Source organism: Billgrantia hypersalina, assembly GCF_052584175.1.
In genome coordinates, this window is sequence record NZ_JBMIQI010000018.1 from 710645 (window position 1) to 736877 (window position 26233).

At 65.7% G+C, this 26233-nt stretch carries 23 protein-coding genes and 1 riboswitch; of the genes, 1 reads left to right on the forward strand and 22 read right to left on the reverse strand.

Translation table 11 applies throughout. The features are described 5' to 3' along the window. Nucleotides 1-35: 35 nt before the first annotated feature. The 12 genes from ACOJCM_RS17820 to ACOJCM_RS17875 all read right to left on the reverse strand — a co-directional run bounded on the left by ACOJCM_RS17820 (nt 36) and on the right by ACOJCM_RS17875 (nt 15232). Complete coding sequence (locus ACOJCM_RS17820) at nt 36-338, reverse strand: DUF2149 domain-containing protein (RefSeq protein WP_445213398.1); 303 nt, start codon at nt 336-338, stop codon at nt 36-38. Next, nucleotides 335-787: a MotA/TolQ/ExbB proton channel family protein gene (locus tag ACOJCM_RS17825; protein ID WP_445213399.1), complete on the reverse strand. Its 453-nt coding sequence runs from the start codon at nt 785-787 to the stop codon at nt 335-337. The genes ACOJCM_RS17820 and ACOJCM_RS17825 overlap by 4 nt, the downstream gene beginning before the upstream one ends. Further along, nucleotides 784-5193 (reverse strand): cobaltochelatase subunit CobN, encoded by a 4410-nt coding sequence (locus ACOJCM_RS17830; RefSeq protein WP_445213400.1) that lies wholly within the window; start codon nt 5191-5193, stop codon nt 784-786. The genes ACOJCM_RS17825 and ACOJCM_RS17830 overlap by 4 nt, the downstream gene beginning before the upstream one ends. Next, nucleotides 5193-7043 carry a TonB-dependent receptor domain-containing protein gene (locus tag ACOJCM_RS17835; protein WP_445213401.1) on the reverse strand — a complete coding sequence of 617 codons (1851 nt, stop codon included), beginning with the start codon at nt 7041-7043 and terminating at the stop codon, nt 5193-5195. Before ACOJCM_RS17835 ends, ACOJCM_RS17830 begins: the two co-directional genes overlap by 1 nt. Nucleotides 7044-7245: 202 nt before the next feature. Beyond that, a riboswitch (cobalamin riboswitch) is annotated at nt 7246-7480 on the reverse strand. A gap of 52 nt (nt 7481-7532) precedes the next feature. Continuing rightward, nucleotides 7533-7964 carry a bifunctional adenosylcobinamide kinase/adenosylcobinamide-phosphate guanylyltransferase gene (locus tag ACOJCM_RS17840; RefSeq protein WP_445213402.1) on the reverse strand — a complete coding sequence of 144 codons (432 nt, stop codon included), beginning with the start codon at nt 7962-7964 and terminating at the stop codon, nt 7533-7535. Next, the gene (locus tag ACOJCM_RS17845; protein WP_445213403.1) at nt 7916-8560 is read right to left on the reverse strand and encodes a histidine phosphatase family protein; all 645 of its coding nucleotides are present in this window, start codon (nt 8558-8560) and stop codon (nt 7916-7918) included. Before ACOJCM_RS17845 ends, ACOJCM_RS17840 begins: the two co-directional genes overlap by 49 nt. Continuing rightward, nucleotides 8512-9270: an adenosylcobinamide-GDP ribazoletransferase gene (cobS, locus tag ACOJCM_RS17850; RefSeq protein WP_445213404.1), complete on the reverse strand. Its 759-nt coding sequence runs from the start codon at nt 9268-9270 to the stop codon at nt 8512-8514. Before cobS ends, ACOJCM_RS17845 begins: the two co-directional genes overlap by 49 nt. Then, the gene (locus ACOJCM_RS17855) at nt 9267-9803 is read right to left on the reverse strand and encodes a bifunctional adenosylcobinamide kinase/adenosylcobinamide-phosphate guanylyltransferase (protein ID WP_445213405.1); all 537 of its coding nucleotides are present in this window, start codon (nt 9801-9803) and stop codon (nt 9267-9269) included. Before ACOJCM_RS17855 ends, cobS begins: the two co-directional genes overlap by 4 nt. After that, the gene (cobD, locus tag ACOJCM_RS17860; RefSeq protein WP_445213406.1) at nt 9800-10906 is read right to left on the reverse strand and encodes a threonine-phosphate decarboxylase CobD; all 1107 of its coding nucleotides are present in this window, start codon (nt 10904-10906) and stop codon (nt 9800-9802) included. Before cobD ends, ACOJCM_RS17855 begins: the two co-directional genes overlap by 4 nt. After that, nucleotides 10903-11883, reverse strand: coding sequence for an adenosylcobinamide-phosphate synthase CbiB (gene cbiB, locus ACOJCM_RS17865; RefSeq protein WP_445213407.1), 981 nt, complete (start codon nt 11881-11883; stop codon nt 10903-10905). The genes cobD and cbiB overlap by 4 nt, the downstream gene beginning before the upstream one ends. Then, nucleotides 11883-12935 carry a nicotinate-nucleotide--dimethylbenzimidazole phosphoribosyltransferase gene (gene cobT / locus ACOJCM_RS17870; RefSeq protein ID WP_445213408.1) on the reverse strand — a complete coding sequence of 351 codons (1053 nt, stop codon included), beginning with the start codon at nt 12933-12935 and terminating at the stop codon, nt 11883-11885. The genes cbiB and cobT overlap by 1 nt, the downstream gene beginning before the upstream one ends. A gap of 56 nt (nt 12936-12991) precedes the next feature. Further along, nucleotides 12992-15232 (reverse strand): heavy metal translocating P-type ATPase, encoded by a 2241-nt coding sequence (locus tag ACOJCM_RS17875; RefSeq protein ID WP_445213409.1) that lies wholly within the window; start codon nt 15230-15232, stop codon nt 12992-12994. 96 nt (nt 15233-15328) lie between these two features. Between ACOJCM_RS17875 and ACOJCM_RS17880 the strand changes: the two genes are divergently transcribed. Continuing rightward, entirely contained in the window at nt 15329-16411 is a 1083-nt protein-coding gene (locus ACOJCM_RS17880) for a PA0069 family radical SAM protein (protein WP_445213410.1), read from the forward strand. A 38-nt stretch (nt 16412-16449) separates the two neighbouring features. Here ACOJCM_RS17880 and ACOJCM_RS17885 read toward each other — a convergent pair whose 3' ends face one another. The 10 genes from ACOJCM_RS17885 to ACOJCM_RS17930 form a co-directional block, all read right to left on the reverse strand. Further along, nucleotides 16450-17136, reverse strand: coding sequence for a glutathione S-transferase family protein (locus ACOJCM_RS17885; protein WP_445213411.1), 687 nt, complete (start codon nt 17134-17136; stop codon nt 16450-16452). Between the two features lie 35 nt (nt 17137-17171). Then, complete coding sequence (locus tag ACOJCM_RS17890) at nt 17172-18035, reverse strand: DUF2797 domain-containing protein (RefSeq protein ID WP_445213412.1); 864 nt, start codon at nt 18033-18035, stop codon at nt 17172-17174. Then, entirely contained in the window at nt 18019-18303 is a 285-nt protein-coding gene (locus tag ACOJCM_RS17895) for a YeaC family protein (protein ID WP_445213413.1), read from the reverse strand. The genes ACOJCM_RS17890 and ACOJCM_RS17895 overlap by 17 nt, the downstream gene beginning before the upstream one ends. A gap of 24 nt (nt 18304-18327) precedes the next feature. After that, complete coding sequence (locus ACOJCM_RS17900) at nt 18328-19176, reverse strand: rhomboid family intramembrane serine protease (RefSeq protein ID WP_445213414.1); 849 nt, start codon at nt 19174-19176, stop codon at nt 18328-18330. Nucleotides 19177-19392: 216 nt separating this feature from the next. Continuing rightward, nucleotides 19393-20394 (reverse strand): metallophosphoesterase, encoded by a 1002-nt coding sequence (locus tag ACOJCM_RS17905; RefSeq protein WP_445213415.1) that lies wholly within the window; start codon nt 20392-20394, stop codon nt 19393-19395. Between the two features lies 1 nt (nt 20395). Continuing rightward, complete coding sequence (locus ACOJCM_RS17910) at nt 20396-21289, reverse strand: NAD(+) kinase (RefSeq protein WP_445213416.1); 894 nt, start codon at nt 21287-21289, stop codon at nt 20396-20398. A gap of 64 nt (nt 21290-21353) precedes the next feature. After that, entirely contained in the window at nt 21354-22223 is an 870-nt protein-coding gene (locus ACOJCM_RS17915) for a carboxylate/amino acid/amine transporter (protein ID WP_445213417.1), read from the reverse strand. Between the two features lie 83 nt (nt 22224-22306). Next, the gene (locus ACOJCM_RS17920; protein WP_445213418.1) at nt 22307-23989 is read right to left on the reverse strand and encodes a glycerol-3-phosphate dehydrogenase/oxidase; all 1683 of its coding nucleotides are present in this window, start codon (nt 23987-23989) and stop codon (nt 22307-22309) included. A 159-nt stretch (nt 23990-24148) separates the two neighbouring features. Next, nucleotides 24149-25888 (reverse strand): ABC transporter substrate-binding protein, encoded by a 1740-nt coding sequence (locus tag ACOJCM_RS17925; RefSeq protein ID WP_445213419.1) that lies wholly within the window; start codon nt 25886-25888, stop codon nt 24149-24151. A gap of 63 nt (nt 25889-25951) precedes the next feature. Then, on the reverse strand, nt 25952-26224 hold the full coding sequence (locus tag ACOJCM_RS17930) for a DUF2160 domain-containing protein (protein ID WP_445213420.1): 273 nt from the start codon (nt 26222-26224) through the stop codon (nt 25952-25954). Between the last annotated feature and the right edge of the window lie 9 nt (nt 26225-26233).

Consider the following 26233-nt stretch of genomic DNA (forward strand, 5'->3'; position numbering starts at 1 on the left):
TGATGCGAATGGATCACCTGTGGCTCCTCATAGGTTCAGTTGTCGTCGATCAGAATCAGTCGCCCACTCTCCGGGTCGCGGTAGACCCGCCCGACGCTCTCGAAACCGCTGCCTGCCTCGCCCATGCCGGCCGGCAGCTCGGGCATCTCGCGCCCGGCTTCGACACGGGTGCCTCCCTGCGGTTCGGCGCCTTCCGGCTTCACCTCGTTGGCCGCGGCCAGTGCCACCATCAGCCCCACGGCGAATACCAGCATGATGTCCGCCAGGTTGGCCAGCGGCCCCATCGGCTCCTCGTCGGCCGCGTCGAAACGGCTGCGCCGGTACTCGGGCACGCTCATGGGGCCTGCTCCAGCCGCGCCATGGCGGCATCGTACCAGCGTCGCCGCAGGCGACCGAGCAAGTAGCCGAGTATGCCGATGAACAGTCCCAGTACGGTGGTATTGAAGGCCACCGTTACCGCCTGGGCCAGGACATCGAGATGGCCGTTGGCCAGCGCGGCGAGCCCGGGCCCGAGCGGAATCAGCGTACCCATCAGTCCCAGCATGGGACCGATGCGCGCCAGCAGGTCGGCGCGGTCGATGGCACGACGTGCTCGACGGGCCACGACCTCGCCGCACCCCGCTTCGACCATCCGGCGAATGCCGCCGCTGCGCTCGCCAATGGCGAGCCCCAGCTCCCAGACCGACAGCGCCGCCAGCACCAGCAGCGCCAGCATCACCGGTGCCAGCAGCCAGCCGACCACGGTATCCATCACCTCCAGCATGGCTGTGGTCAATTCACGATTCATCGCATGCGTCTCCCATGGAAATAGCCGCCCAGCAGGAGCAGTAGCGTGATCAGGGCAAGCAGCCAGGGTAGCAGCAGCGTGCCACCCTCGGCGGTGGCTTCATCTTCGGTGGCCGCCTCGGCTTCATCGGCCTCCTGGCCCTGTGCCGCCGCGCTGCCTGCCTCCCGCTCCGTCGCTTCCGCCTGGGGCTCAGGTTGTGCCTGCTGCGGCCGGGACGGCGGTGGCTGCAGTTCGCGGATGCTCGTCGGGGCGGCCTGCACTTCGTCGCGCTCGAGGCGGGCACGCTCGATCACCGCCTCGAAGGCCTCGCGCAGTTCGTCGTCGAGCCGCTGGCCAATCCACGGCAGCAGCGGATGGTCCGGATGGGCGTGGCCGCTGCCGGGCAGGCCGTTGGCCACCACCAGTTCGGCGAACTCTCGCCCCAGGCGCTCCAGCGTCGCCGCGTCGGTGTTCCAGAAGTCGCGCTGGGCGGCGAGCAGGGCGATGGCCAGCATGTGCGCCTTGACATGGGCGTTGTGCGAGTCGGCCAGGAAGTCGTCGAGGCCGAGGGCGTGGCTGTCCTGGAAGTAGACGGCATCGACTTCGTCCCATACCCAGGAGCGTACCACCTGGGGGCTGGTGACCTGCCAGCCCCACAGGTTGTCGAGGAAGTCACTGGCCATGGTACGCGCCCCGGCGTAGCCGTGGTCCATTAGCGGGCGGATCCACTGCGGGTTGAGGTTACGCGCGCGCAGTTCCCCGAGCAGCGCCCGCTCCAGGCTCTCGACTCGGGGGTTATCGAGGTCGGCGTGCTGCAGCACGCGGTTGTCCGGTGCCTCGCCGCGCAACTGCTCGACGGCGTTGGAGAGCCCGCCCTGGAAGTCGAAGCCATCGTCGTTGTCGAGCAAGCCGTAGAGATGGCTGGCCCGGCCCAGGTAGGTGCGCTCGATCCGCGCCAGGTTGACGTCGAAGGCGGCATGGGCCGGCTCGCCGCCCTGGCGGCTGCCGTAGGCATGGCCCATGCGCCGGCGATAGGCGCGGCCGAGCTCGTCGCGCCCCTCCCAGGCGCTGGAGCGCGAGGCCAGGCGGTTGATACCCGCCCCGTAGGCACCGGGTGCGGTGCCGAACACGCGCAGCGCCGCCTGCTCGCCGGCGCGCTGCTCCGCCATGCCGCCTTCCAGCAGCGCACGGGTGTCGGCCACCCAGCGTGCGGCGATGCGGTTCTCGGCCAGGCTCTCGCTGCCCGGGTCGCGCAAGTCGTGGGGCAGTGGCTCGAGTGCCGCCTCGAGTGACGCGACAAGCTGCGGATGCTCGGCGCGAATCGTTTCGCTGGCGCCTTCCAGTGCCAGGCGCACGGCCAGGTCGAGCCAGGCGAGCTGATCCTCATAGAGGTCGCGGAACAGCCCCGACGTCGTGAAGAGCGTGTCGCGGCGGTTCGAGCGTGTCTCGTCGAGCGGCAGGCGTTCGAGACCCTGGACGATGCCGCGCGAGTTCCACTTGGGTCGCACGCCCAGCATGTCGAGGCCGAAGGCGATCATCACGCCCTCGTCGCGCACGGTATCGGAGGCCCACAGTACCACCGCCTCGCTCCCCTCATCCCCGGCCTCGGCATCTGGGTCGCTGGCGCGTGCGGTGGCGGCCAGCTCGCTGCCCAGCGACCAGGCCACCCGGGTAGGAATCAGGTCGCTGGAGAGCGCGTGGAAGTTGCGCCCGGTAGGCAGCACCTCGGGGGTCCGCAGCGGGTCGTTGCCGGGCCCGGGGGCAACGAAGCGCCCCTCCAGCGCGGCCAGCAGGGCGTCGCGCTCGCGGCCCGGCGAGGCTTCGAGCCCCTCACGCCACTGGGCCGCGTCGCCATCGCCGCCCATCGACGCGAGCAGGGTCTCGACGGCCTCGTCGCTCCAGTCGCGGCCGAACACGTGCAGGCCGAGCGGCATGAAGCGCTCCTGCATGTCGGTTACATAGTGGCCGGCTTCGTGAACCAGCAGCTCCTCCGAGACCTCGGCCAGTGTCACCTCGTCGGCGTTGAGGCCCAGGTCGCCGGCGATCTCGCGCTCGAATTCCTCGACCAGCTCCAGATTCTCGATACGTTCGCGCAGCATTTCCACCGCACGGCGTCGCGTCGGGCTGTCCGGCGAGACCGCTGACTCGAAGGTTTCCACCAGCTGTCGCAGTTCGAGCAGGTCGTCGTAGAGTTCGGTGGCGGCGAGTGGCGGCGTCAGATGACTGATCATCACACCCAGGGCGCGACGCTTGGCCTGGATGCCCTCGCCCACGCCGTCGACGATATAGGGATAGATGAGCGGCAGGTCGCCACCCAAAAGGTCGGGATAGTCGTCATCCGCCAGCCCGGCGCGGCGCCGTGGCAGGAACTCCCGCGTCGAATGGCGACCGAGGTAGACCAGGGCGTCTGCCTCGAAGTGATCTCGCAGCCAGTGGTAGAAGCCCATGTACTGATGGGTCGGCGGAAAGGTCGTGTTGGCGTGCAGCAGCTCCTCGTCGATCTCCCAGCCGCGCGGCGGCTGGGGGCCGATGTAGACGTTGCCGAAGCGCAGTCCGGGGAACAGCATGCGCCCCTCGTGCACCATGGAACGCCCCGGCGCCTCGCCCCAGCCCGAGAGGCCGGGAATGCCGGTAGCTACCAGGGCGTCACGCAAGGCCTCGAGCTCGCCCGGCGCTTTTTCACTCGCCTGGCCCTCGTGCTCGAGCTGCCGCCGCCAGCCCTCGACGTACTGGTCGAGCAGGTCCTGCGCCCGCTCCCGAGCAGGATGCTCGTGCTGCTCAAGCAGATGTCGCAGGTCTTCGGCGCTGCGCTCGAGCAGCTCGCGTACCAGGTCGGGTTCGCCCATGCCATCGGCCTCGCGCAGGCGGGCATGCATGTAGCCCAGCGGACCTTGCTCCAGTTCGGCGCGAACCGTCGACGGCAGGCTGTCGAAATAGGCGCGATACGCGTCACTGCCCAGCGTCGCGACATGTTCGGCCATCTCGTCCAGCGCCCCACGATCCTCCGGCAGGTTGACGCCGCGCTGCTGGATCAGCTCGTGCAGCGCCTCGGGGCTTTCGGGCAGTTCGCCAGTATCGTAACCGGCCGCCTCAAGGCGACGGAGCATCTCGAACAGCGAGGCCGGGACGTCGAGGTTGTCGGCACCGACGTTCTGCCGCCCCGGCGGGTGATTGTAATAAATCAATGCGACCTTCTTGTCGGCGTTGTCGAGCTCGCGCAGACGCTGCCAGCGCGCCAGGCGCTCCGCCACGGCGGAGACCCGCTCGGGCAACGGCTCACTCAGGCGCAAGGCCACGCCGGTTCGCGCATCGATGCGTGTGGGTGTCGCCGCGGCCAGGATCATCGGCTGGCTGGCACCCTGCAGCTCGGGCATGGCCAGCTGATAGTGAACGGCGTCGCGCGGCAGGCCGTCACTCGAGAGGCGCCACTGGGCCTCGCTGCGATCGGCCAGCCTTATGCCCTTGAGCACCGGCACGTCGAGCGCTTCGAGCGCTGCGGTCACGTCGCGCCTGCCCTCGCCGCCGCCGAGGGTGAAATCCTGCAGGGAGAGAATCGCCGTGAGTTGCGCTTCGCCCAGTGTCTCGGGCAGCGCCTCGACGGCAGCAAGCGTCGCCCCGCCCCAGCGCGAGAGCACTGCCGCGCACTGAATCCCCTTGCGTTCCAATGCTTCGCAGGTCGTCTCGATCAACACACGGTCGCCCGGCCGGTCGCCGCTGTCGAGGTCCAGCAGCACCACGGCCGGCCCGTTCTCCAGCCGTAGGTCCGCCGGCTCGGCGCTCGCCTCGTCCATGCGTTCGGGACGCAGGTAGCGGATGGCCTCCCGCGGCGCAGGTTCGGGCACCTCGAGCTCGTGGCCGGCCTCTGCCAGCAGCCAGCGCATCAGACCATCGAGATGCGCCGGGCTGCGTCCCTGGTAGTAGGCGCGGCCGGTCAGCCAATGGCGCTGCCCGGCGAAGCGTTCACGCAGGGCAGCGTAGTGCTCATGTGCCGTCTGGCCGGGCTCGGGACCCGCCGTCAGTTCGCCCAGCGCTTCCTCGCTCAGCCCGGCCAGCGGTCGCTCGCCGTCCAGGCGCGACAGCCGGGTCAGGCGGCGATCGCCGTTGATCGCCAGCACCGGCACCTGAGGCGCCACGGCTTGCTCGATCTGCGCCGCGATACGCCCCACCTGATCGCCGAAAACCGCCGCGAGCAGCACGGCATCGGCCTGGCCGAACAGCGTGGCAAGTTCGCTGTCACCGGCGCTCGCCAACTGCTCCGGCGTGCGCAGGATCACCTCGTGATCAGGATGGGCATCCAGAAAGCGATGCGCCCCGGCGGCGAGTTCGGCTGCCGAACGCTCGGAGACGACGCCCACCACAGTAGCTGCCGACGCCAGCGTCGGCAGCAGGTTGAGAAGAAGCACAAGCCCGGTGAAAACCCGACGCATCACTGCGCCCCGAAGTTAACGCTCAGCATGAGGCTACGCCCGGCGTTGAGGTAGTCTTCACCGTTGAAGAATCTTGCCGTGGCGTACTCCTTGTCGAGCACATTATCTACCGTTAGCCGGGCCGACCACATCGGCGCAAACTGCCAGCCGGCGCGCAGGTTGAGCAAACCATAGCCCGACAGGCGCTGCTCGTTGTCAGCGTCATTGTAACGATGGTTCTGAGCAATCCATGAGCCACCCAGCAACCAGTCGCCCAGCTCACGATCGGCGTCGAGTCGCAGGCTCTGGCTGGCACGATTCTGCAGTTGATTGCCGGTGAGCCGGTTTTCGGGGTCGGTATAGGTGAGCGCTGCAGCTAATGTCCAGTCGTGGATATCCACACCGCTGGAGAGCTCGACGCCGCGAATCCGCGATGTAGGAATATTGGTTCTCAAGTCCTGTCCGGCAATCAAGTTATCAATATCGGTCTGATACAGGGCGGCATCCCAGAACCAGTTTGCATATTGACCACGTATGCCTAACTCCATTGTTTCGGAGGTTTCGGCTTCCAGATCAGGATTGCCAGCGTAATAGCCAACATCGGGATAATAGAGCTCATTGAAGGTAGGCGCTCTAAATGCCGTACCGTAGCTGGCTCGAAGGGTATGGTCTTTATCCAAACCGAAGCCCAACGCTATGTTCCCAGTGAGTTCTTCACCGAAAGCTTCATTATTATCGTGACGAAGGCTTGCCTGAGCTGTGACCGGAGAGAAATCTAACAAGCCTTGCGCGAACAGGGCCACATTATCCCGACTCTCTTCGTCATAACTATCAAAACTTCCGAAAGGAGATGAATCCCTTCCATTCACTCTATCTGCACTGTATTCGGCCCCAGCGATAAGCTCATGCGCGCCGATTTGGATCGTATTTTCCCATCGTGCGGTTTGGGTGCGTGTATCGAATGTAGAGTCACTGCTTTCGTAAAAGTTGTCACTCTCATCTCTCGATTCACTGAGAGTCAAACGGCTATGCCAGATATCGGTAATTGGTATTTCCCCATAGACGCCCGTTACCTGCTGTACGAAATCGGTCTCGCCGCTATCGATCTCGGTGTTGCCCCGCGCACGCAGGGCTAAGACGCCAATTTCGGAACCATTGTCGAAGATATGAGAGAGACGCACCAGCGCACTGGTGTTGTCGTAGCCCTTGTCCTCTCCGCCGCGGCGGATGGGTATACCTTCGGTGGCGAAGTGACTGCCGGCGAAGCTGTAGCGGGTGCCGCCGCTGCTACCGGAAAGCCCGGCACTGTAGCGCTGGGTATCGAAGGAGCCTGTTCCTGCCGAAATAAATGGCTGTGGCGCGCCCTCCTCAGCCTCGTGAGTAAAGAGCTGCACAACGCCCCCCACAGCATCGGCGCCGTAGAGGCTGCCCTTGGGACCCCGCACGATCTCGGCGCGCTGAAACATGCGTGGATCGAGGTACTGCCAAGAAGCACCACCAGTAGTAGCCGAGCGCAACCGAATCCCATCAATCAACAAAACATTCTGATTATTGCTGGTGCCGCGGATATAAACGCTACTGTTCTTACCGTAGGAACCGTTTGTATTTACATCCACCCCCGGCTGGCCGCGAAACAGCTCTTGCAGGCTAGTGGGGTCCTGCCGACGCAGGGTGGCTTCATCGAGCACGGTGACGGAGGAAAGCGTCTCGTCGGCGGTACGCGGCGCCAGGGTGGCGGTGACCACCAGCGGATTGAGCGCGACGCTGTCGGGACTTTCGGTGGCTGTCGTTTGCGCTTGAATAGCCAGAGGGAGAGCTGCCAGGCCGAAGGCGGCCAGGCCCTGCGCGGCCAGGTGATGCTTGGTTTTCATTCTGTTTCCCTTGCTCGCCGTGCCTACCCGCACGGTCTTCTCGCGGAACCGGAGCAGTAAGGAGGGATACGAGGAGAGGGAGAGGTGAATGGCGGTGCCTGCCCTGCCTCGGAGTCGCCCACCGCAACCCGGCATGAAGGAAGCACCGCGCGTTCGGCCGGGCGAGACGCTGCGTTGCGCCATTCGCTCGTCGATTCGTTCGATACTTCTGTTCTCTCGGGCCGGTCTCCGGGCTGACGAGCGAAGCGGCGTCCGACTGGACACGCTTCGGGACCATCGCCTTCCCATGCGAAGCACAGTGGCGTGATGATGGACCCAGACTCGATCACCGTTGCGGGGGCAGCGTCGGAATGTTTTTCTCCACGCAGGAGAGAAAGGTCACCGACTTCCCGTTTAACCTCGAACAGCAATGAGGCACCTGAGAGTGCGCGTAACCTAACAACACGGTCGCTGTGCGTCAACGTATCGCTTCACCTGGTTTGAGCGAGATCAATAAGTTAGCGGTCTAGCCAGACCATTCCAGACATACCAGACCCGCTCGCAGCGGGCCGCGGCGTCCTGGGCGAGCCAACCGTTGAGATCGCGCAGGCGCCGCTTTGCGGGGTCTAGCGGCACGATGCCTCGGCCCATCTCAAGCATGATCAGCACGGCCTCGGCGCCCTTCCGGGCTTCCCACTCACGCAGCGCATCGAGCTCGCCAGCCATGGCGTCGCGCAACCTGTCGTCATCAGGCTGATCGGCCAGGCGTTCCGCCAGCCAGCACTCCCACCCTTCCAGCACCAGGCCGCGAGCCAAGGCGGCGGTTGCCGGCCACGCTTCCAGCCGGCAGCCCATATGGGCGGAATGCCAGCCGGGAGAGTCGAAGCGTTGCCTTACGATGCCGCGCTTGCCGGCGTGGGTACCGCCGATGAAGAGCTGCATTGCCAGCGTTCCCGGTCGTCGAAGGTAAAAGTGAACCGCCGCCCCTCGGCCTGGCTCACACCGCCATCCCAGAAGCCGATGCCCTCGAAGCGCCGACGCAGCTCGCGAATCACACCGCCGTGGGTCACCGTGAGGATGCGTTGCTCCCGGCCAGGCTCACAGCTGGCGATCAGCTCCGCGAACCAGGCCTCGAGCCGCCTGCGCAGCTCGGCGGTGGACTCACCTCCGGGCGGAGGCTGTGCGCCGACGCTGTCGATCCAGGCGCGATAGGCGGGCAGCGATTCGAGCTCGTCGTAGGTGCGCCCCTCGTAGTCGCCAAAGTCGAGTTCGCGCAGACGCGCGTCGAAGCATGTCGGCCACCCACCGGCTCGCCCTTCCGTCACGTGCGCCAGGGTCTGGCGGCAGCGGGTCAGGTCGCTGCAGTGCACGGCATCAAACTCCTGCGTTTCAAGCGCCTCGCGCAACCGATCGAGCCCCGGCACGGCCTCGGGCAGCAGCAACGGGATGTTACGCTGTCCCTGATAGCGGCGTTCGCGGTTCCACTGCGTCAAGCCGTGGCGAACGACCACCAGCTCCAGGCGGCCAGCAGCAGCCATAGCTCTCCTCCCTCGATGACGGTTCCGACGATATCGCCGTTGATTCCCTTGAATGCCCGCAACATGCCCCAGGCGTAGAGCGCCAGGAACGGCGCCAGCGCCAGGCACAGCCACCCTCCGCCTGGAGCCAGCACGACCAGCGGCAGCAAGGGTACTATCGCGAATGAAAGATCGCGCGCCACGAGATCGCGCTTCCAGCTGGCCGCCATCCCTGCCGCGTGGGCTGCCGGCGCCAGCACCAGCAAAGCGGCCCCCGCCAGGCGACCCAGGGCCGGGATGATGACCAGCAGGGCCAGGCTCGCCCCCGAATCGAGCAGCATGAACAGCAGCGTCACCTTCCACAGCAGCAGGAACACCAGCGCCAGGATGCCGAAGCTACCCACATGGGGATCCTTCATGATGACCCAGCGCTTCTCCAGCGGCGCGTTGCTGCCCAGGGCGTCGGCCACGTCCATCAGGCCATCCAGGTGCAGCCCGCCGGTCAGCGCCACCCACAACGTGAGCAGCACCAGCGCCAGCAGCGGCGTAGGCAGGATGCCTTCGAGCAGCCACGTGGCAGCGGCCAGCAAGCTGCCGATGAGCATGCCCACCAAGGGGTAGCAGCGCACCGCCCAGCGACGCGTCTCCGCGCTCCAGGGGCAGGCGAGTGGAAGCGGCAGGCGTGTCAGGAACTGCACGGCCAATACCAGCCCGTAAGTCGCGTTTCTCATGTCTCGCCCCCTTTCCAGACCTGGGGCAGGCCGGCGACGATCTGCACCACCATGTCCGCCTCTTGGGCGACCAGACAATGGACCCGCTGCAGAAAGGCCAGGTAGCGCCACACCTCGTCGCTTTCCGGCGGCATGCCCTCGTTGATGTCGTTGGAGACGATTACCAGCGCGACGTCGCGGCACCTGGCCTCGGCCAGTGTCTGCTCCATCATGCCGATGCCCTGGGCCTCGTTGTACGGGCTCGCATACAATAGCTGGCTGGCCCACAGCGTCAGGCAGTCGAGCAGCAACGTGCTGCCCGACGCTACCTGAGCGAGCGCGGCTGGCAGATCGACCGGCTCCTCGAGGTTGACCCAGCCCTCGCCGCGAACGCGCCGATGACGCTCGATGCGAGCTCGCATCTCCTCGTCGCCTTCGCTCGCCGTCGCCAGGTAGTAGCGTGCCCCGCCCCGCCGTGCCTGCCACCGGCGAGCCAGGGCTTCGGCATGGGCACTCTTGCCGGAACGCGCCCCGCCACTGACGAAGGCAATCATGACGGCCTCCAGCGCGAAATGGCGGCCAGCAGGCGCTCGTTCTCCTCACGAGAACGCACCGCGACACGCAGCCAGGCCCCATCCAGGCCGACGAAGTTATGGGTATGGCGCACCAGGATGCCGCAGCGAGCCAGATGTTCCAGCAGCGCCGACATAGGCCGCGAGCCGGCATCCTGAAGCAGCAGGAAATTGGCCCTCGAAGGCATCACCCTCAGTCCCAGCACCTCCAGCTCACGCTGCAGTCTCGGCCGCTCGGCGTCGAGCCAGGCCAGGGTCCGCTGGAGGTGGTCACGGTCCGCCAGCAGCGGCTCGACCAGCGCCGCCGCCGGAGCGTTGACGCTCCAGGGCAGCTGCAACCCGGCGATGCGGGCAATCGTGGCTTCATCGCCCAGCAGATACCCCAGCCGCAGCCCGGGGATGGCATGCAGCTTGGTCATGGAGCGCAGCAAGAGCAGATTGTCGTAGCGCTTCAGCAGGGGCGTAAGCCGCTCGTCGGGCGTCACGAAATCGATGAAGGCCTCGTCTACCACCAGTGTGGTGTCGCAGCGCTTCCCCGCTGCCAGCATGCGCTCGATCAAAGCTCGCTCGACCAGCGTGCCGGTGGGGTTGTTGGGCCGGCACAGGAACACCGCATCGACGTCGCGCATGGCATGCAGCGCCTGCGACTCGTCCAGTTGAAAGTCGTCGGTGGCGAGCGCCAGGTGTCGTACCGCGATGCCATAGTGGCGGCAAGCGCGCGCGTACTCGCCGAAGGTCGGCTGCACAATGACGGCCTGGCGCTCAGCACGCTGGGCCATCAGCGCCGCGGTCAGGTATATCGCCTCCGCCCCACCATTGGTCAGTCGCACCTGGCCAGGCGCGAGCCCTTCGGCTCGGGCGATGGCTGCCCGGGCAGCGGTGTAGTCGGGGTCGGGATAGGCGTCGATGTCGGCCAGGCCGGCAGCGAGGCGCTCCGGCAGCCAGGCCGGTGGCCCCAGTGGGTTGAGGTTGGCACTGAAGTCGATCACTTGGCCATCGGCGGCGAGGCCAAAACGCGGCAGGACCTGTTCCGGGCGGCCACCATGGCTCGGCCAGTCGTTCATGCCCTCTCCCCGTTCGTTCATGCGAATGCTCTCCACGCCCAGGCCAAGCCTGCCATCAGCAGCGCAAAGGCAATCCAGGCCCCGTGCATATGACGCACGGCGAAGCCGATATGCGCGACTCGCAGCGACTCGAGCGGCTTCCCCAGCACGGCACGCTCGGACACGCGGCCGCCGTAGTGGTTGGTGCCACCCAGCTGCACGCCGAGCAGGTAGGCCATCATCGCCTCGGGCCATCCGGCATTGGGACTGGGATGGCGCGGCGCATCACGCCAGGTACCGGCCAGCGCGCCGCGGGTGCGCGCCGCCGGCAACGTCAAGGCGCCCAGCCACATGGCCAGCGCGGTGAGCCGGGCCGGCATCCAGTTGACCAGGTCGTCGAGCTTCGCCGAGGCAAAACCGAAATCGGTGTAACGTTCGCTGCGGTAACCCACCATGGAATCGAGGGTATTCACTGACTTGTAGGCCAGCGCCAATGGCGCGCCCCCGAGCAGCGCCCAGAACAGCGGCGCGGTGATGCCGTCGACGCTGTTCTCGGCCACGGTTTCCACCGTGGCGCGGGTAATGCCGGCCTCATCGAGACAAGCGGTGTCACGCCCCACAATCATCGACACGGCCCGGCGCGCCGCGTCGAGATCGCCTCGCGCCAGCGGCGTGGCCACCGCCAGGGCGGCATCACGCAGCCCCTTGATGGCAAGAGCGCTGGCCAGCAGCAGCAGCTCGGCCGCGAGCCCCAGCCAGGGGTGCAGCCAGGCAAGCCCGGCCAGCACGCTCCAACTCGACGCGTAGACGAGCACGACCACGCAGGCGGTCAACGCAAGCCCCTTGAGCCGACGCGCGCGTGGCGAGCCTCGGTTCCAACGCCGTTCCAGAAACGCGATCAGTCGCCCCATGGCGATCACCGGATGCGGCAGCCAGCGTGGATCGCCGATCGCCAGGTCCAGCAGGATGGCCCCGAGCAGCAGTCCTAGCAGCAGCGGACTCAAGGGCTCGGCGCTCATTACTCCCCGCCACCGGATGCCACCCCCGCCGAATCGAAGGTGGCCATCTCCGCCAGCATGCGGCAAGCGGCCTCCAGCAGCGGATAGGCCAGGGCAGCCCCGGTGCCCTCCCCCAGGCGCAGCTGCAGCTCGAGCAGCGGCTTGGCATCGAGCAGCTCGAGCGCCACGTCATGGCCAGGCTCACAGGAGCGATGAGCGAAAATCAGGTAGTCCCGAACGGCCGGCTGCAATCGGCAGGCCACCAGCGCCGCCACGGTGGCGATGAAGCCGTCGACCAGGATCGGCAGGCGTCGGGCTGCCGCGCCCAGATAGGCCCCGGCCATGGCGGCAATCTCCAGCCCGCCCAGCTTGGCCAGCAGCTCGAGCGGCTGCGACGGATCCGCACGCCGTGCGGCCAGCGCGCCTTCGATCACCTCGGCCTTGTGCCCCAGCCGCGCGGGCGCGATACCAGTGCCCTGGCCAACCAGGCTTCTCGCCGGCCGGCCGCTCAGCGCGGCCAGCAGGGCGCTGCTCGCGGTGGTATTGGCGATGCCCATTTCGCCTACGATCAAACAGCGGCAGCCGGCGTCATGGCTGCGTTCGGCGGCGCGAGCCCCCACCTCGATGGCCCGCTCGGCCTCGGCGCGGCTCATGGCATCCTCGCGGGCGAAGTTGGCCGTGCCGTGGCGCACCTTGGCGTGCACCACGCCTTCCCCTTCGACGCGCCCCTTGACGCCGACATCGACCACCTCGAGCCGCGCGCCAACCTGGCGGGCGAAAACATTGATGGCGGCACCGCCGGCAACGAAGTTGGCCACCATCTGCGTGGTGACCTCCTGGGGAAAGGCCGAGACGCCCTCTTCTGCCACGCCATGATCGGCAGCGAACACGATCACGCCGGGCGGCGTCACCGTCGGCATGACATCGCCACACATGCTGGCCAGCTCCCTGACCAGCGATTCGAGGCGCCCCAGGCTACCGGGCGGCTTGGTCAGGTTGTCCAGGCGCGCCTGGACGGCAGCGGCCGGTGTCTCATCGACAGGCGTGATAGAGGCCAGGATGTCGGCAAGCATGAGAGGGTCCTGATATGGCGAAGGCAGCCGCCATCTTAACAGGCTGACCCGTTGTGTCACGGTGCCGTGCCGAACGCCTCCGTCAGCGGACCCTCCGGCTGCTGTACCCCGGTCTCCTCGCCGCTCCAGGCCAGCCGTGCCGAGTTCGCTACCACACTGAGCGAGCTGGCTACCATGGCGAGCACTGCCACCAGCGGCGGTATCGGCATGGCGACCGCCAGACCCAGCGCCAGAAGATTGTAGACACCCGAAAGCAGCAGGTTCTGATGCATGACCCGGCGAGTGCGGCGTGCCAGTCGCCAGACGCTGTCGATACCGCCTACCCCTGGTCGGAGCAGCGCCACGCCGGCCCCCTCTTGCGCCGTCGAACTGGCCCCCAGCGGCGCCACGCCCACGCTGGCCGTCGCCAGACCCAGCACGTCGTTGAGGCCATCCCCCACGAAGAGCGAAGGCTGGGGCATGGCGGCGAGCAGCTGTGCCTTGGCCTCCGGGCTGCGCCCGGCGTAGCACTCCTCGGGGCGCAGCCCGACGGCAGCGCCGAGCCGACAAACGGCCTGAGCCCTGTCGCCGCTGATCAGGGCCAGTACGAGACCCTCGTGGCGCAGCCTGGCCAGTGTCGCGGCAGTGCCGGGCAAAGGCACCTCGCCCAGTTGGAAATGTCCGATCCAACGTTCATCGCAGGCCAGCAGCACTTCGCTAGTGCCCGGCTCCTCCAGGCCGCTGACCTCAATCCCCTGCTCGGCCAGCCAGGCGCGACTCCCCAACAGCAGCCGCTGTCCATCGGCCAGGCGTACGCACCGGCCACGACCACCGAACTCCTCGGCCGTGGCGATACTGTCGCCACCGGCCTGACCCGCGTCATGGGCGTACCGGCGCACGGCCCGCGCCAGCGGATGATCGCTGCCTTGCGCGGCGCACGCCGCCAACCTCAGGACATCCGCCTCGCGATAGCCAGGCGCCGGTCTCATGGCCCTTACCTCGGGCTCCCCCGGCGTCAGTGTCCCGGTCTTGTCGAATGCCGCACTGCGGATCGTCGCCAATACCTCGAAGACACTCGGATCGCGAACGATCACGCCTTGCTCCAGCGCCTGACCGCTGCCCGCCAGGCCGGCCAGGGGAATCGCCAGGCCGACGGCGCAGGGGCAGGCCACCACCAGTACCGACAGCGCTCTCACCCAGGCGTCCTCCGCGGGTACGCCGGCCAGCCAGGTTGCGGCGAGGGTCAGCACTGCCAGCACCACGGCCAAGGGGCTGAGCCAGCCCGCGAAGCGATCGGCCAGACGCTGCAACTCGCCCTTGCGGGCCTGCTGCCACCACATCTGCTCACGCAGCCGATCCAGACGACACTCACCGGCCGTGGCTGTGACCTCGATGACCAACGCGGCGCCGCGATTGCGACAGCCCGCGGCTACCGGCTCGCCCGGCAGGCACCGACGCGGGGCGCTCTCGCCGGTCAATGGGGAGAGGTCGAGCAAGGCCTCGTCATCGCACAGGACGCCATCGAGCGGTAGCGTTTCACCGGGCTCGACACGGACCCGATCACCCACCGCCACCGCTTCGAGAGTGCGGACCTGCCAGCCGTCCCGAACCCGGCACTGGACGTCGGCGGGAGGCTCGTGCAGCGCCTGCAGCGCGCGCAGGCCACGATGGCGACACAGCGTCTCGACCAGGCGCCCGACCAGCAGCAGCGTGACCAGCATCACCGCCGTATCGAAATAGACCTCCGGCGAGCCGCGCGAGAGCAGCCACAGCGAGACGCCGACTGCCGTCAGCGCACCCAGCGACACCAGGGCGTCCATGCCGGGTCGTCGCGCCCTGACGGTGCGCCATCCGGCCCGGTAGAACGGGAAGGCCACATAGGTCACGACGGGCAAGGCAAAGGCACCCGACACCCAAGCCATGACCAGCTCGAGGCGGGGGCTGGGCATGGCACCGGCATAGATCAGCAGCGAAGCGATCATGGTCCACATGCCGAAGGCGACTGCCGTCAGCAGGCGCAGGGTGAGATAGCGGCTCTCGGCCTCCAGCCGCGCTTGAGCGTCGCCCACCGCCTCGGGCGCTGCCAGACGATAGCCGAGCCGGCGCACGGCAGCAGCCAGCCTGGCCTCATCGAGGGCTTCCGGCCGCCCCTCCACCAGCAGGGTGGCGCTGGGATAGTGCACGCTCGCGGTCGTGATACCGGGAAGCCGCTTCAGTTGAGCCTCGACGGCCAGTGCACAGCTCGTGCACCACAGACCCTGGACCGAGAAGAGCGCCTCGGAAGCGTGCCGGGTTTCGTCTTGAATAATCGGTGTCATGCCATGAAGCGTAAACGCCAATGCTGTTTCAATCAGCATTGGCGTCGCTGGAATGTGGCCATATACTGTATATAAATACAGAAATGGATTCGCACCATGCCCCCGTTAGACCGCAAGCAGCTACGCAAGGGACGCGGCGCCACCTACAACCCGGACAACCGTTTCAACCCGACCCGCAGCGAAACGGAGGACGACGGCTGGTGGCAGGACGAGATGCCGGCGCGCCTGGCCACGGTCGTGAGCGAGGAGCGGGCACGCAGTGCGCTCTCCTGGAACGACTCCCCCGACCTCGCCTTCGACCGTTCGCTGAATCCTTACCGCGGCTGCGAACATGGCTGCATCTACTGCTACGCGCGGCCCAGCCACGCCTACTGGGACCTGTCGCCGGGCATCGACTTCGAGACCCGCCTGATCGCCCGTAGCGGTCTGGTCGATCGGCTGCGCGAGGAATTCTGTCAACGGAGCTACGCGTGCCGGCCCATCGCCCTCTCCGGCAATACCGACTGCTACCAGCCACTGGAGGCGGAGCGCGGTAGTACCCGCGAGATACTCGCTTTCCTGCTCGAGTGTCGCCACCCGGTCTCCATCATCACCAAGAGCTCGCTCATCCTGCGTGACCTGGATCTGCTCACCGAGCTGGCCCGGCATCGCCTGGCCAGGGTATCGATCAGCCTCACCAGCCTGGACACCGCCCTCAAGCGCAGCCTCGAGCCGCGCACGGCCTCGCCCGCCGCTCGCCTACGCACGATCGAGCGGTTGCATGAGGCCGGCATCCCGGTGGGTGTCATGGTCGCGCCGATCATTCCAGGCCTGACCGACCATGAACTGGAGCGCCTTCTCGAAGCGGCCCGCGACGCCGGAGCGGAGTCGGCCGGCTGGACGCTGCTGCGCCTGCCACGGGAAGTGGCGCCGCTGTTCGAAGAATGGTTGATGGCGAACTATCCGGAACGAGCCGGCAAGGTAATGAGCCTGGTGCGCCAGTGCCGCAGCGGAGCCGACTATGACAGCCGCTTCGGCAAGCGCATGCGCGGCGAGGGGATTTTCGCCGAACTCATCGCCCAGCGCTTCGACAAGGCCTGCCGGCGTCTGGGGCTCAACGATCCCGAAAGGCGTGAGGCGCGCCAGCTCGACACGACGGCCTTTCGGCCGCCCCGAAGCCAGGGCGACCTGTTCGATTGAGCCGGGAGCGCACCCAGCGAAAGGAAACCGAGCGCCAGTCAGGGTGTGCGCCGCCGGTCCTCGAGCACGGTGCCGTTCTCCTGTATCTCGGCCTCATGTCCGGCCTCGCGCCACGGTTCATCCAGCGCCGCCTCGTACCACTCCTGCATGGCCGGCAGCGCCAGCAGCCGCGAGACGTATTCCCTGGAGGGTGCCTCGAGCTCGAGCCCGAAACTCTGCACGCGGAACGCCACCGGAGCGAAGAAGGCATCCACCGCCGAGAAGGATTCTCCCGCCAAGAAGGGACCGCCGAAACGCGCAAGGCCCTGTTGCCAGAGTTCATCGATACGGGACAGGTTGCGCACGAGCGCGTCCGGCATGCGGTGCAGGCGTATTCTCACGCCGCAGTTCATTGAACATAGGGTGCGCAGCGCGGCAAAGCCCGCGTGCATCTCGCTGCTGGCACAACGCGCCCAGGCGCGCGCGCCATCGTCGTCAGGCCATACGCCGGCGTGGCGCTCAGCCAGGTATTCGACGATGCCCAGCGATTCCCATACCACACGCTCGCCGTCTTCCAGACAAGGCACTAGCCCCGAGGGAGAGAACGCGCGAAACGCGGTCCAGTTCGATTCGGGTTCGAAAGGCGTCAATCGCTCTTCGAACGGAATGGCCAGATGACGCATCAGCACCCAAGGGCGTAACGACCAGGAAGAGTAGTTCTTGTTGGCAATATGTAGGAGATACATACCTAGGTCCCGTCGAAGGAGAGGCGGATAGAGGCTCAGCTAACCTCGATGTCATAGCCGGTGAACTTGCGCAGGTTGATGACCCCCGTATCGAGGATCAGATACTGCCCCTTGAGGCCCAGCAGCGTACCGGCCACCTCGGGCTGCTTGTCGAAGTTGTGCGAGACGATCTTGCGAGGGAAATCCAGCACGGGGTAGGCGAAGGACCGAGGCACCTCGTCGAGTACGCGGATGGCATCCACGCCGCAGTGCTGGCGCAGGTTGCCAAGGCCACCTTCCAGTTGTGCCAGGAGGCGGTCGCGTTCGGCCAGGAGATCGAGCGGTTCGACCTCACCCCTGAGCATGGCGCGCCAATTGGTGCGGTCGGCGACCTGCTCCTTGAACAGCACCTCGACCAGGCCGGACTGCTGGCGTGTGTCGACCGCCAGGATCGGCAGCGCCTGAATCGCGCCTTGGTCGAGCCAGCGCGTCGGCACCTGGGTACCGCGGGTGATACCCACCTTGAGACCGGAGGAATTGGCCAGGTAGACCACATGGGGCTGGAAGCAATGGCGTTCCGCCCACGCCGGCTCACGGCAGGTGCCGGCATCGAAGTGGCAGGTCTCGGGCTTGACGATGCAGGTGTCGCACTGGGCCAGCTTCTTGAAGCAGGGATAACAGTAGCCCTGAGCGAAGCTCTTCCTGGTTGCCCGGCCGCAGTGGGTACAGGCGATCGCTCCCGTCCAGTGCAGCCGGATCGGCTGGCCAAGGCGCGCATTGAGATCGAGCCGATGTTCGCCGGCGCGCAGCGTATAGCGCACCGGGCCGCCCTGCTCGCTCGGTACAATCGCCATCTTGGTCAGGCAGCCCTGCACGGCGGGTGCCAGCTCAATGAGGTCCGCCTCAGTCACGTGACGCATCCCGGGCCAGTCCCGCCAGCTCCGGCGGCACGTCGGCACCGCTGCTGGCGCTGCCGCAGGTGCGTTGCTGAAGATAGCCGACCCGCAGTTCCTCGGGCACGTTGTTCTCGTTCTCGTAGCGCATCACCGCCTCGAGGCAGAGCTCGGTCTGCTCCTCGGTCAGCCGGCGACCGTCGGGCCACTTGCGCAGGGACACCGCCTGCTTGAGGCTCTCGTAGATGGCCGGCGTCATCTGCCGGATCATGCGCTCGAAGGTCATATCGCTCATGGAAAATTTTCTCGCAATAGCAGCTCAGGGAAGGCGCTGAGCACGGCTCGAATAATACCATCCCATAGCCAGTCCCACGACCAACCCGCCCAGGTGAGCCTCGTTGGCCACGTTGCCGAATCCGACCGCCGCAGCCATGTCGGTCATGGTGAATACCATCCAGCCGAGCATGAACACCACCAGCATCTGCGGCACGAAGAAACCGCTGCCCGGGACGCGGCGCGACATCAGCCAGACATAGCCGAGCAGGGCGAAATCGACACCCGACATACCACCGAACAGCGCGGTACCGCTCGTATACTGCGCCAGATTGGCGCCGATACCGGCCACCAACAGGATCGCGAGCATTCGCCTGCTACCTTGCAACGTCTCGACCTGACGGCCGAAATACCACAACCACATCATGTTGAAGATCAGGTGCATCCAGCCGAAGTGAAGAAACGCAGGCGATAGCAAGCGCCAAACCTGACCCGAGGCCAGCGCTTCGGTCAGGCTACCGAAGGCCAGCCCGCCGCCAACGACGGCGACCGGCACGATGGTCAGCATGGCCACCACGATGTCTCCGAGCAGGTACATCAGTGCAAAGATCAGCAGGGAAATGGCCACGGCCGTGGCCGTGACCGGCGCCAGGCGCAAGGCAGCCGCCAGGGAGGCGCCACCGGTCGAGCGCCGGCGGCGCTCCGGCATGATCCGCTCGCCGCGCTGCCAGCGAGTCAGCACTTGCATGAGAGCATCATGCTGGTCCGGGTCGGCAAGCCACAGCACTTGCCCTTCCGCCTCCTCGGTGAAGCGGTGTCCGATCCGGTGAGCCCACAACGCGCGACGAAGCTCGCTGGTATCCGTTGCATGGGGAAACAGCATGATGCGATACATGAATTCTTCCTGAACTAACCTTAGACGAGCATCTTGCGCCGCAGCGGCCCTTTTCTCAAATCGAGACGGACGCCCATAAAAAATCCGGCGGAAGGGGGGCCGCCGGACAAGAGCAAGGGATCATTCAAGGGAACACTTACTCTGATGGGCCAAACGAAGGGAAGTTCAGGGCGACGATAAAAAAAGTTGTAAAACTTTGTATCGCCGATCCGGCGCTCAATCGAAGTCGATCTCCCACGGCCGTGGCCTCGCCGCCTCCTCCTGCGGCACCCTCACCCAGACGAAGTGGTTGGCGTTCAGCCGCTGCTCTCCGCTCCAGCGATAGGCCACCAGCCGGCCGAATTTCACCGCGCTGTAGTCCAGGCAGGCAATGTTGGCCGTAGGCAGCGCCGGGATGCCCTCGCACCAATAATGGCCGATGAATAGCGGTGGCTGGTCGAGTCCGTAATGGGGGAGGCGCTCGCGCTCCGCCGTGCTCAGCTCGCGCGACTCCAGATCGTCGGGAAGATTGTCGGGCTGGAAGATGATGTCCCCCCAGGTACGCGGTTTGCGAGCCCAGAAGTGGGCCCTGAAGCTGCGCCGGGTGAAGCCATCGCCCGAGTGGATCTCCATGCCTTCCGGCAGGGGGAGGTGCACGCCGCGCGTCAGCCGGTCGAGGATCCGATAGGCCTGCGTGTCGGACGCTACGGACTGCTGCAGAAACGGCTCGTCGATGACGCCTCCCGGACACTCGCGCTCCAGCACATCGATCAGCGCCTGGTCCCAGCAGGCGTGCACCACCCGGAACTCACCGAAGTCCAGATAGAGCGGGATATCCATGAACCAGGTCAGGGTCTCGTCCCACTCTGCCGGATGGTCGCGGTACTGCTCGAGCGTCTCCTTGATGATGCGGTTGTGCCGCGGCGAATGCTCACGCAGCCACTCGCGCCCAAGGTGTCGAGGCGCGTGATGGCAGTAGGCCAGCGCATTGTATTCATGGTTGCCCATGACGATATGCGCCTCGCCCTCCTCCACCATGCGTCGGGCGATCGATACCGCCAAGCGGATGCGCGGGCCGCGGTCGATCAGGTCGCCGAGGAAGATTACCTTGCGCCTTGGGTGCCGGTAGACGCCACCACGCTGATGGTATCCCAGCTTCTCCAGCAGCACGGCCAGCGTGGCCCCGCATCCATGCACGTCACCGATGAGATCGTATCCTTCGACTGCCGCCTGCCTCACATCAATCTCCCAGCCGGTTGCTCCAGCCCAGCTTGCTGCGCAGGACCTCGTAAAAGTTGTGACCGAGGGGATGCACCAGATGCACCCGCTGCGGCTTGCGCTTCACCACCAGCACATCGTCAGGCTTGGCCACGGCACGTGTCTGGCCGTCACAACTGATGTGGGGATAGGTCTGGTTGGTCTCGCCAATGTGTACGTGGATTTCGCTACCGGCATCGATGACGATGGGACGACTGGACAGGGTATGGGGAAACATCGGCACCAGTTCGATCACATCGAGCTTGGGATGCATGATCGAGCCGCCGCCCGACAGCGCATAGGCGGTCGAGCCGGTGGGCGTGGCCATGATCAGGCCGTCGCTGCGCTGACTGCAGACGAACTGCTTGTCGATGAACAGCTCGAATTCGATCATGCGCACCGCCTTGCCCGGGTGCAGTACCACCTCGTTCAAGGCGTCCCCGCTGCCTACCAGGGTGCCGTCGCGATAGAGTTCAGCATCGAGAAGGAAGCGCTCCTCGACCTCGAACTGTCCGTCCAGCACATGCCCGACCCGCTCCTCGAGCTCTTCGGGGGAGATATCGGTGAGGAAGCCCAGCCGACCCCGATTGACGCCTAGCACGAGGGTGCCGCTGTGACACAGCGTTCGGGCAGCGCCAAGCAGGCTGCCGTCGCCGCCCACCACGATGACGAGATCGCACAGTTCCCCCAGGGTACGACGGCTGGCCTCGGGATGACCGTGATCGAGCAGCACGGTAGCGGTACGATCCTCGACGATGACGTGCAGGCCTCGCTGATCGAGGAAGCGCATCAGGCGTTTGAGGGTCTCGACCACCTTGGCGCTGCCCAGGCGGCCGATAAGACCGATGTTCTTGAACCCGTCGTGCTCTTTTCGCATGCCCTCGCCTCTCGGATCATGGCCGCTCATTATGGGCGCTGGGCGCATGACGGGCAAACGCGGCTCAGGCAGGGGCCGGGGCCCGGCGACGCAGCCACCATTCGTTGAGCAGCAGGGAGCCCACGATGATCGCCCCGCCCAGCGCCAGCCGCAGCAGGTCCGCGTCGCGATTCCAGATCAGCAGGTTGACGGCAAGACCCGCGGGAATCAGGGCATTGTTCATGATCGCCAGCGCTCCGGCATCCACGCGGGTTGCGCCCAGATTCCACAGGAAGTAGCCCAGCCCCGAGGCCACCAGCCCCAACCAGGCGAGAACACCCCACTGCAGACCGCTACTGGGCAGAGCGGAAGCATTGCCGAGCAGGGCGAAGGCCGGCAGCGCCACGATCATGGCACCGAGATAGAACCAGGCGAAGACGCTGTGCCGCGGCAGTGCTTCAGGCAGCGATGACGAGAGGCGACGATAGCCCACCTGGCCCAGCGCGAAACAAAAATTCGCCCCCTGCACCACCAGGAAGCCGAGCCAGAAGCCGCTATCGACGCCATCGTAGCGGATGACGGCCGCGCCCAGCACCGCCAGGGCGGCCGTGAGCAGATAGAACGGCGTAAAGCGGCCGAACATGGCATCGTCGAGCAACGTCACGTAGAGCGGCGTGAAGATGGTGAACAGCAGCACCTCAGGCACCGACAGCAGCAGGAAGGACTGGTAGAAGAAGATGTACATGACGCCGAGCTGCACGGCCCCCAACCCCATCAGGGCAAGCCGCTGTCGCCCCACCAGCCGTTTCGGTCGCAGAAACGGCAGAAAAACCAGAGCCGCCAGGCCGACACGCATCAGTACTGCGAAATAGCTGTCTACCTGGCCGGCCAGATAGACACCGATCAGCGAAAACGAGAAGGCCCAGAGCGCAGTCACGCCGATGAGATAACCCACGGTTAACCTCTTTCATAAAATAGAGTTGACGGAGGATTATAGCGCCATCCGGCCGCGCTTCAATCCACCGTGCGTCCGCAGGTTCACGTACCGGGCGCGGCCGATCGTGCCGGCTCGCTCACGGCACCGCCACTTGTTACTGCCTCCTCACCGCGCTCGCGCCGCGTGGTAGCGAAATACTCCTCCAGACGGGCGTCGGCATCGGCGCCGAACAGGATCGCACACGCCTCGCGCAGGCCAGGGGATTGGCGCATGGCCTCCTCGTGTACGACCAAGGCGATCTTGGAGCGACGCCTCAGAAAATCCTCCAAGCGAGTGATCATCTCGCGCCGCTTGGCGTAGTGCAGCTCGCAGCGTAGATACTCGGTGCCCTCGATCAGAACTTCTGCCTGGCGCGGATCCTCGCGAATCTCCTCGAGCATCTCCAGCGCGTGCGTACCGTAACGCCGCCAAAGCCGGGTCGAGAGCGGCTCGGAAGCGTCGCCGGCCGTGAGGTCGTCGAGTCGCATGAGTTTCGCCTGGTGCAGGAACTCACGGCGCATCTGATCGGGCGGCTCGCCGTACCAGCGATGCTTGGGGTAAGGCACCTCGATTCCCATCCTGCCGATCGCTTCGACGATTTCCTCACCCACGTTGAGACAGTCGGTGAGCTTGCCCCCGAAGATGCTCAGATGCGCATCCTCCCGATTGATCTCGATGGCGTGCTTGCGCGAAAGCTGCAGGAAGTCGCGACTGTTGCCTCCTTCGGCTCTGACGGCCAGGGGGCGTACGCCGCAGCGGATGGAGATGATGTCCTCCTTGCCCAACGGGGCATCGAGCTCCAGGCGCTTGTTGATGTTGTCGAGGACGAAGCGTATGTCCTCTTCGGTGGCCGTCACCTCGGGACGCTCGACCCGGGTGTCGGTAGTACCGATACAGGTCCGCGGCCCCATGGGAATCACGAAGAACAGCCGCCCATCGTCGGCGAAGAACGCCAGTACGCGACGGCTGTCGGTCAAGCGCGGCACGATGAGGTGGATGCCCTTTGAATAGACATGACGGTAGTCCGTGGCTTGTCCAGTGAGGCTGTTGTGCTCATCGACCCAGGGGCCGGCGGCGTTGATCAGGACCCTGGAACACACCTCGACCTCATGACCGGTCACGACATCGCGTGCTTTCGTCATCCAACGATTGCCCGCGCGACGGGCCCCCAGCGACTCCACATAGTTCACCGCCACCGCCCCATAGTTGAGCGCCCCGCGAACGAAGTTGAAGACGAAACGGGCATCGTTGTCGTGCAGGTAGGCATCGGAGTATTCGAAACCGCCAACCGCCTGGCGCGTGTCGATGATCGCTTCGCTTTCGCGAATCCGCTTGGGCGACAGGAAGCGTGGTATTCGCGTGAAGCCATTGCCAATCAGCCAGTAAAGCCAGGCGCCGGCCCACAGGTAGCGCGGGTGGTAGCGGAAGCCGCGAGTGATGGTGGTCAGGAAACGAATCTCCTGAACCGTGGCAGGATAGCTTCTGATCAGGTGATTACGGCTCATGCAGAGCTTTCTGACCAACGCGAAGTCACGGCTCTCCATGTACTTGATGCCGCCCCATACCAGGTTGGATGAATGCATGCTGGTACTGCCGGCGAAGTCGCCACGCTCGATCAGCGCGACTCGAACCCCTTTTCCGGCCAGGGCCGCCGCCGCGGATGCACCGTTGATGCCGGCGCCCACGATCAAAACGTCGAAGACCTCGCCGCCCAGCTTGTTGATGTTGTTGCTACGCAGTTCCATGTGCGGACCCTATGCAGACAAAAGCCCCGTTCGGCGAGCGCCGAACGGGGCCTGGGATGACCCGGACGCTACCGGAAACACGCAGGATTGTGGGGCCCGACATGCTGGTCGACATATCGGGCCGGAAGGCCGTACCAGGCCGCAGCCTGACGCAGGCCGTCAACGTGTACCGGCGGCCATCCACTCCTCCATCATCTCGTCGTAAGGCACGGTCACGCCCTGGGGCATCTCGTCATCCAGCTTGGCCTTGGGCGAGCCTTCCTGCGACAGCCACTCTTCCGGGTCGCGCTCCTCGTTGAGCATCGGCGGATAGGCTTCGAACACATTGGCCCGAGCCAAGCGCGCCATGATGTTGTCGAGCTCACTGGCTAGATCATCGAGCGCCTCCTGCGGGGAGACCTCGCCGCTGACGGCGGGTGCCAGGTTCTGCCACCACAGCGGTGCCATGCGCGGATAGTCCGGCACGTTGGTCGAGGAAGGCGTCCAGTTGGACTCGTTGGGACTACGATAGAATTCGACCAGTCCCCCCAGCTTGGGCGCCAGCTCGGTCATCTGGTCGGAGAAGATGTCGGACTCGCGAATCGGCGTGAGGCCGGCCATGAGCTTCTCCAGCGACACGCTCTTGGATACGGTGAACTGGGCAAACAGCCACGCCGCGGTACGACGGTCCTCGGGCGTGGAGTCGAAGAAGGTCCATGAACCCACGTCCTGGTAGCCAACCTTCATGCCCTCTTCCCAGTAAGGCCCGGTGGGCGACGGCGCCATGCGCCACTTGGGGTTGCCCTCTTCATCGGTGACAGGCAGTCCCGGATCGGTCATGTCGGCCGTGAACGCGGTATACCAGAAGATCTGCTGGGCAATGTTGCCCTGAGCGGGCACCGGCCCGGCTTCGCCGAAGGTCATGCCCTGCGCCTCGGGAGGAGCGTACTTGTCGAGCCACTCGACCATCTTGGTCACGGCGAACACCGAGGCCGGAGAATTGGTCGCCCCACCGCGGCTGACGCTCGCGCCCACCGGGCGGCTCTCCTCATCGACCCGGATGCCCCAGTCGTCCACCGGATTGCCGAACGGCACGCCGGGGCTCCCCATGCCGGCCATGGACAGCCAGGAGTCATGGAAGCGCCAGCCCAGCGACGGGTCGCGCCGCCCGTAGTCCATATGGCCGTAAACCTGTTCGCCGTCGATCTCCCCGACGTGTTCAGTGAAGAACTCGGCGATGTCCTCGTAGGCCGTCCAGTTGGTGGGTACGCCCAGGTCGTAGCCATAGATCTCGCGGAACTGCTCCTGGAAATCCTCGCGCTGGAACCAGTCGTAGCGGAACCAGTAGAGGTTGGCGAACTGCTGGTCGGGCAACTGGTAGAGATTGCCGTCCGGCCCGGTGCCATACTGCAGACCGATGAAGTCGTCGAGATCGAGGGTCGGCAGCGTATAGTCAGCCCACTCGTTCTCCATCGCCTCCGTCAGGTTGATGGTGGTGCCGTAGCGGATGTGAGTGCCGATGGCATCGGAGTCGTTGACATAACCGTCGTAGATGTTGCGCCCCGTCTGCATCTGGGTTTGCATGTTGTCCACTACATCGCCTTCGCCGATGATGTTGTGGGTCACCTCGATGCCGGTGAGCTCCTCGAAGGCCGGTGCCAGCACGTCGCGTTCCCACACGTGCGTGGTCAGGCCCTCGGCGACGGTATTGATCTCCATGCCGCGAAACGACTCGGCGGCCTGGGCGAACCACAGCAGCTCTTCGATCTGTTCCTCACGAGAGAGCGTCGAGTTCTGGAAGTGCTCATCGACGAGCCGCTCGGCTATCGCGCGGGCATCGTCGGACTGGGCGTGCACGCCGGCCGAGGCAAGCAGCAGGCTGCCCGCGATAGCCGTCATTGGGATCCTTTTGTTCTTCATGTTGACCTCTTTCTGCGTGTGGTGAGTCATCCTTGACGCGGGTATCGTCCGTACTGCCTTGGTTCAGCCCCAGCGCATCAGCACCAGCAACCAGAGGACAGAAGCCCCCAGGGCAAACCAAATCGAAAGCTCGGTGAAGCCGACCACGGCCAGGTGGATATAGGCGGCGGAAAGCAAGCCGATGAAGAGCCGGTCGCCGCGAGTGGTGGCGATCGGCAGGAAACCGCGCCGCTCCACCGTGGGGGAGGCGAGCTCCCAGGCCGTCATGCCGAGTAGAATGGCGGCGATGACGGAGAAGAAAATCGCCGTGGGGAGCGTCCAGACCATCCAATCCATCGTGAATTC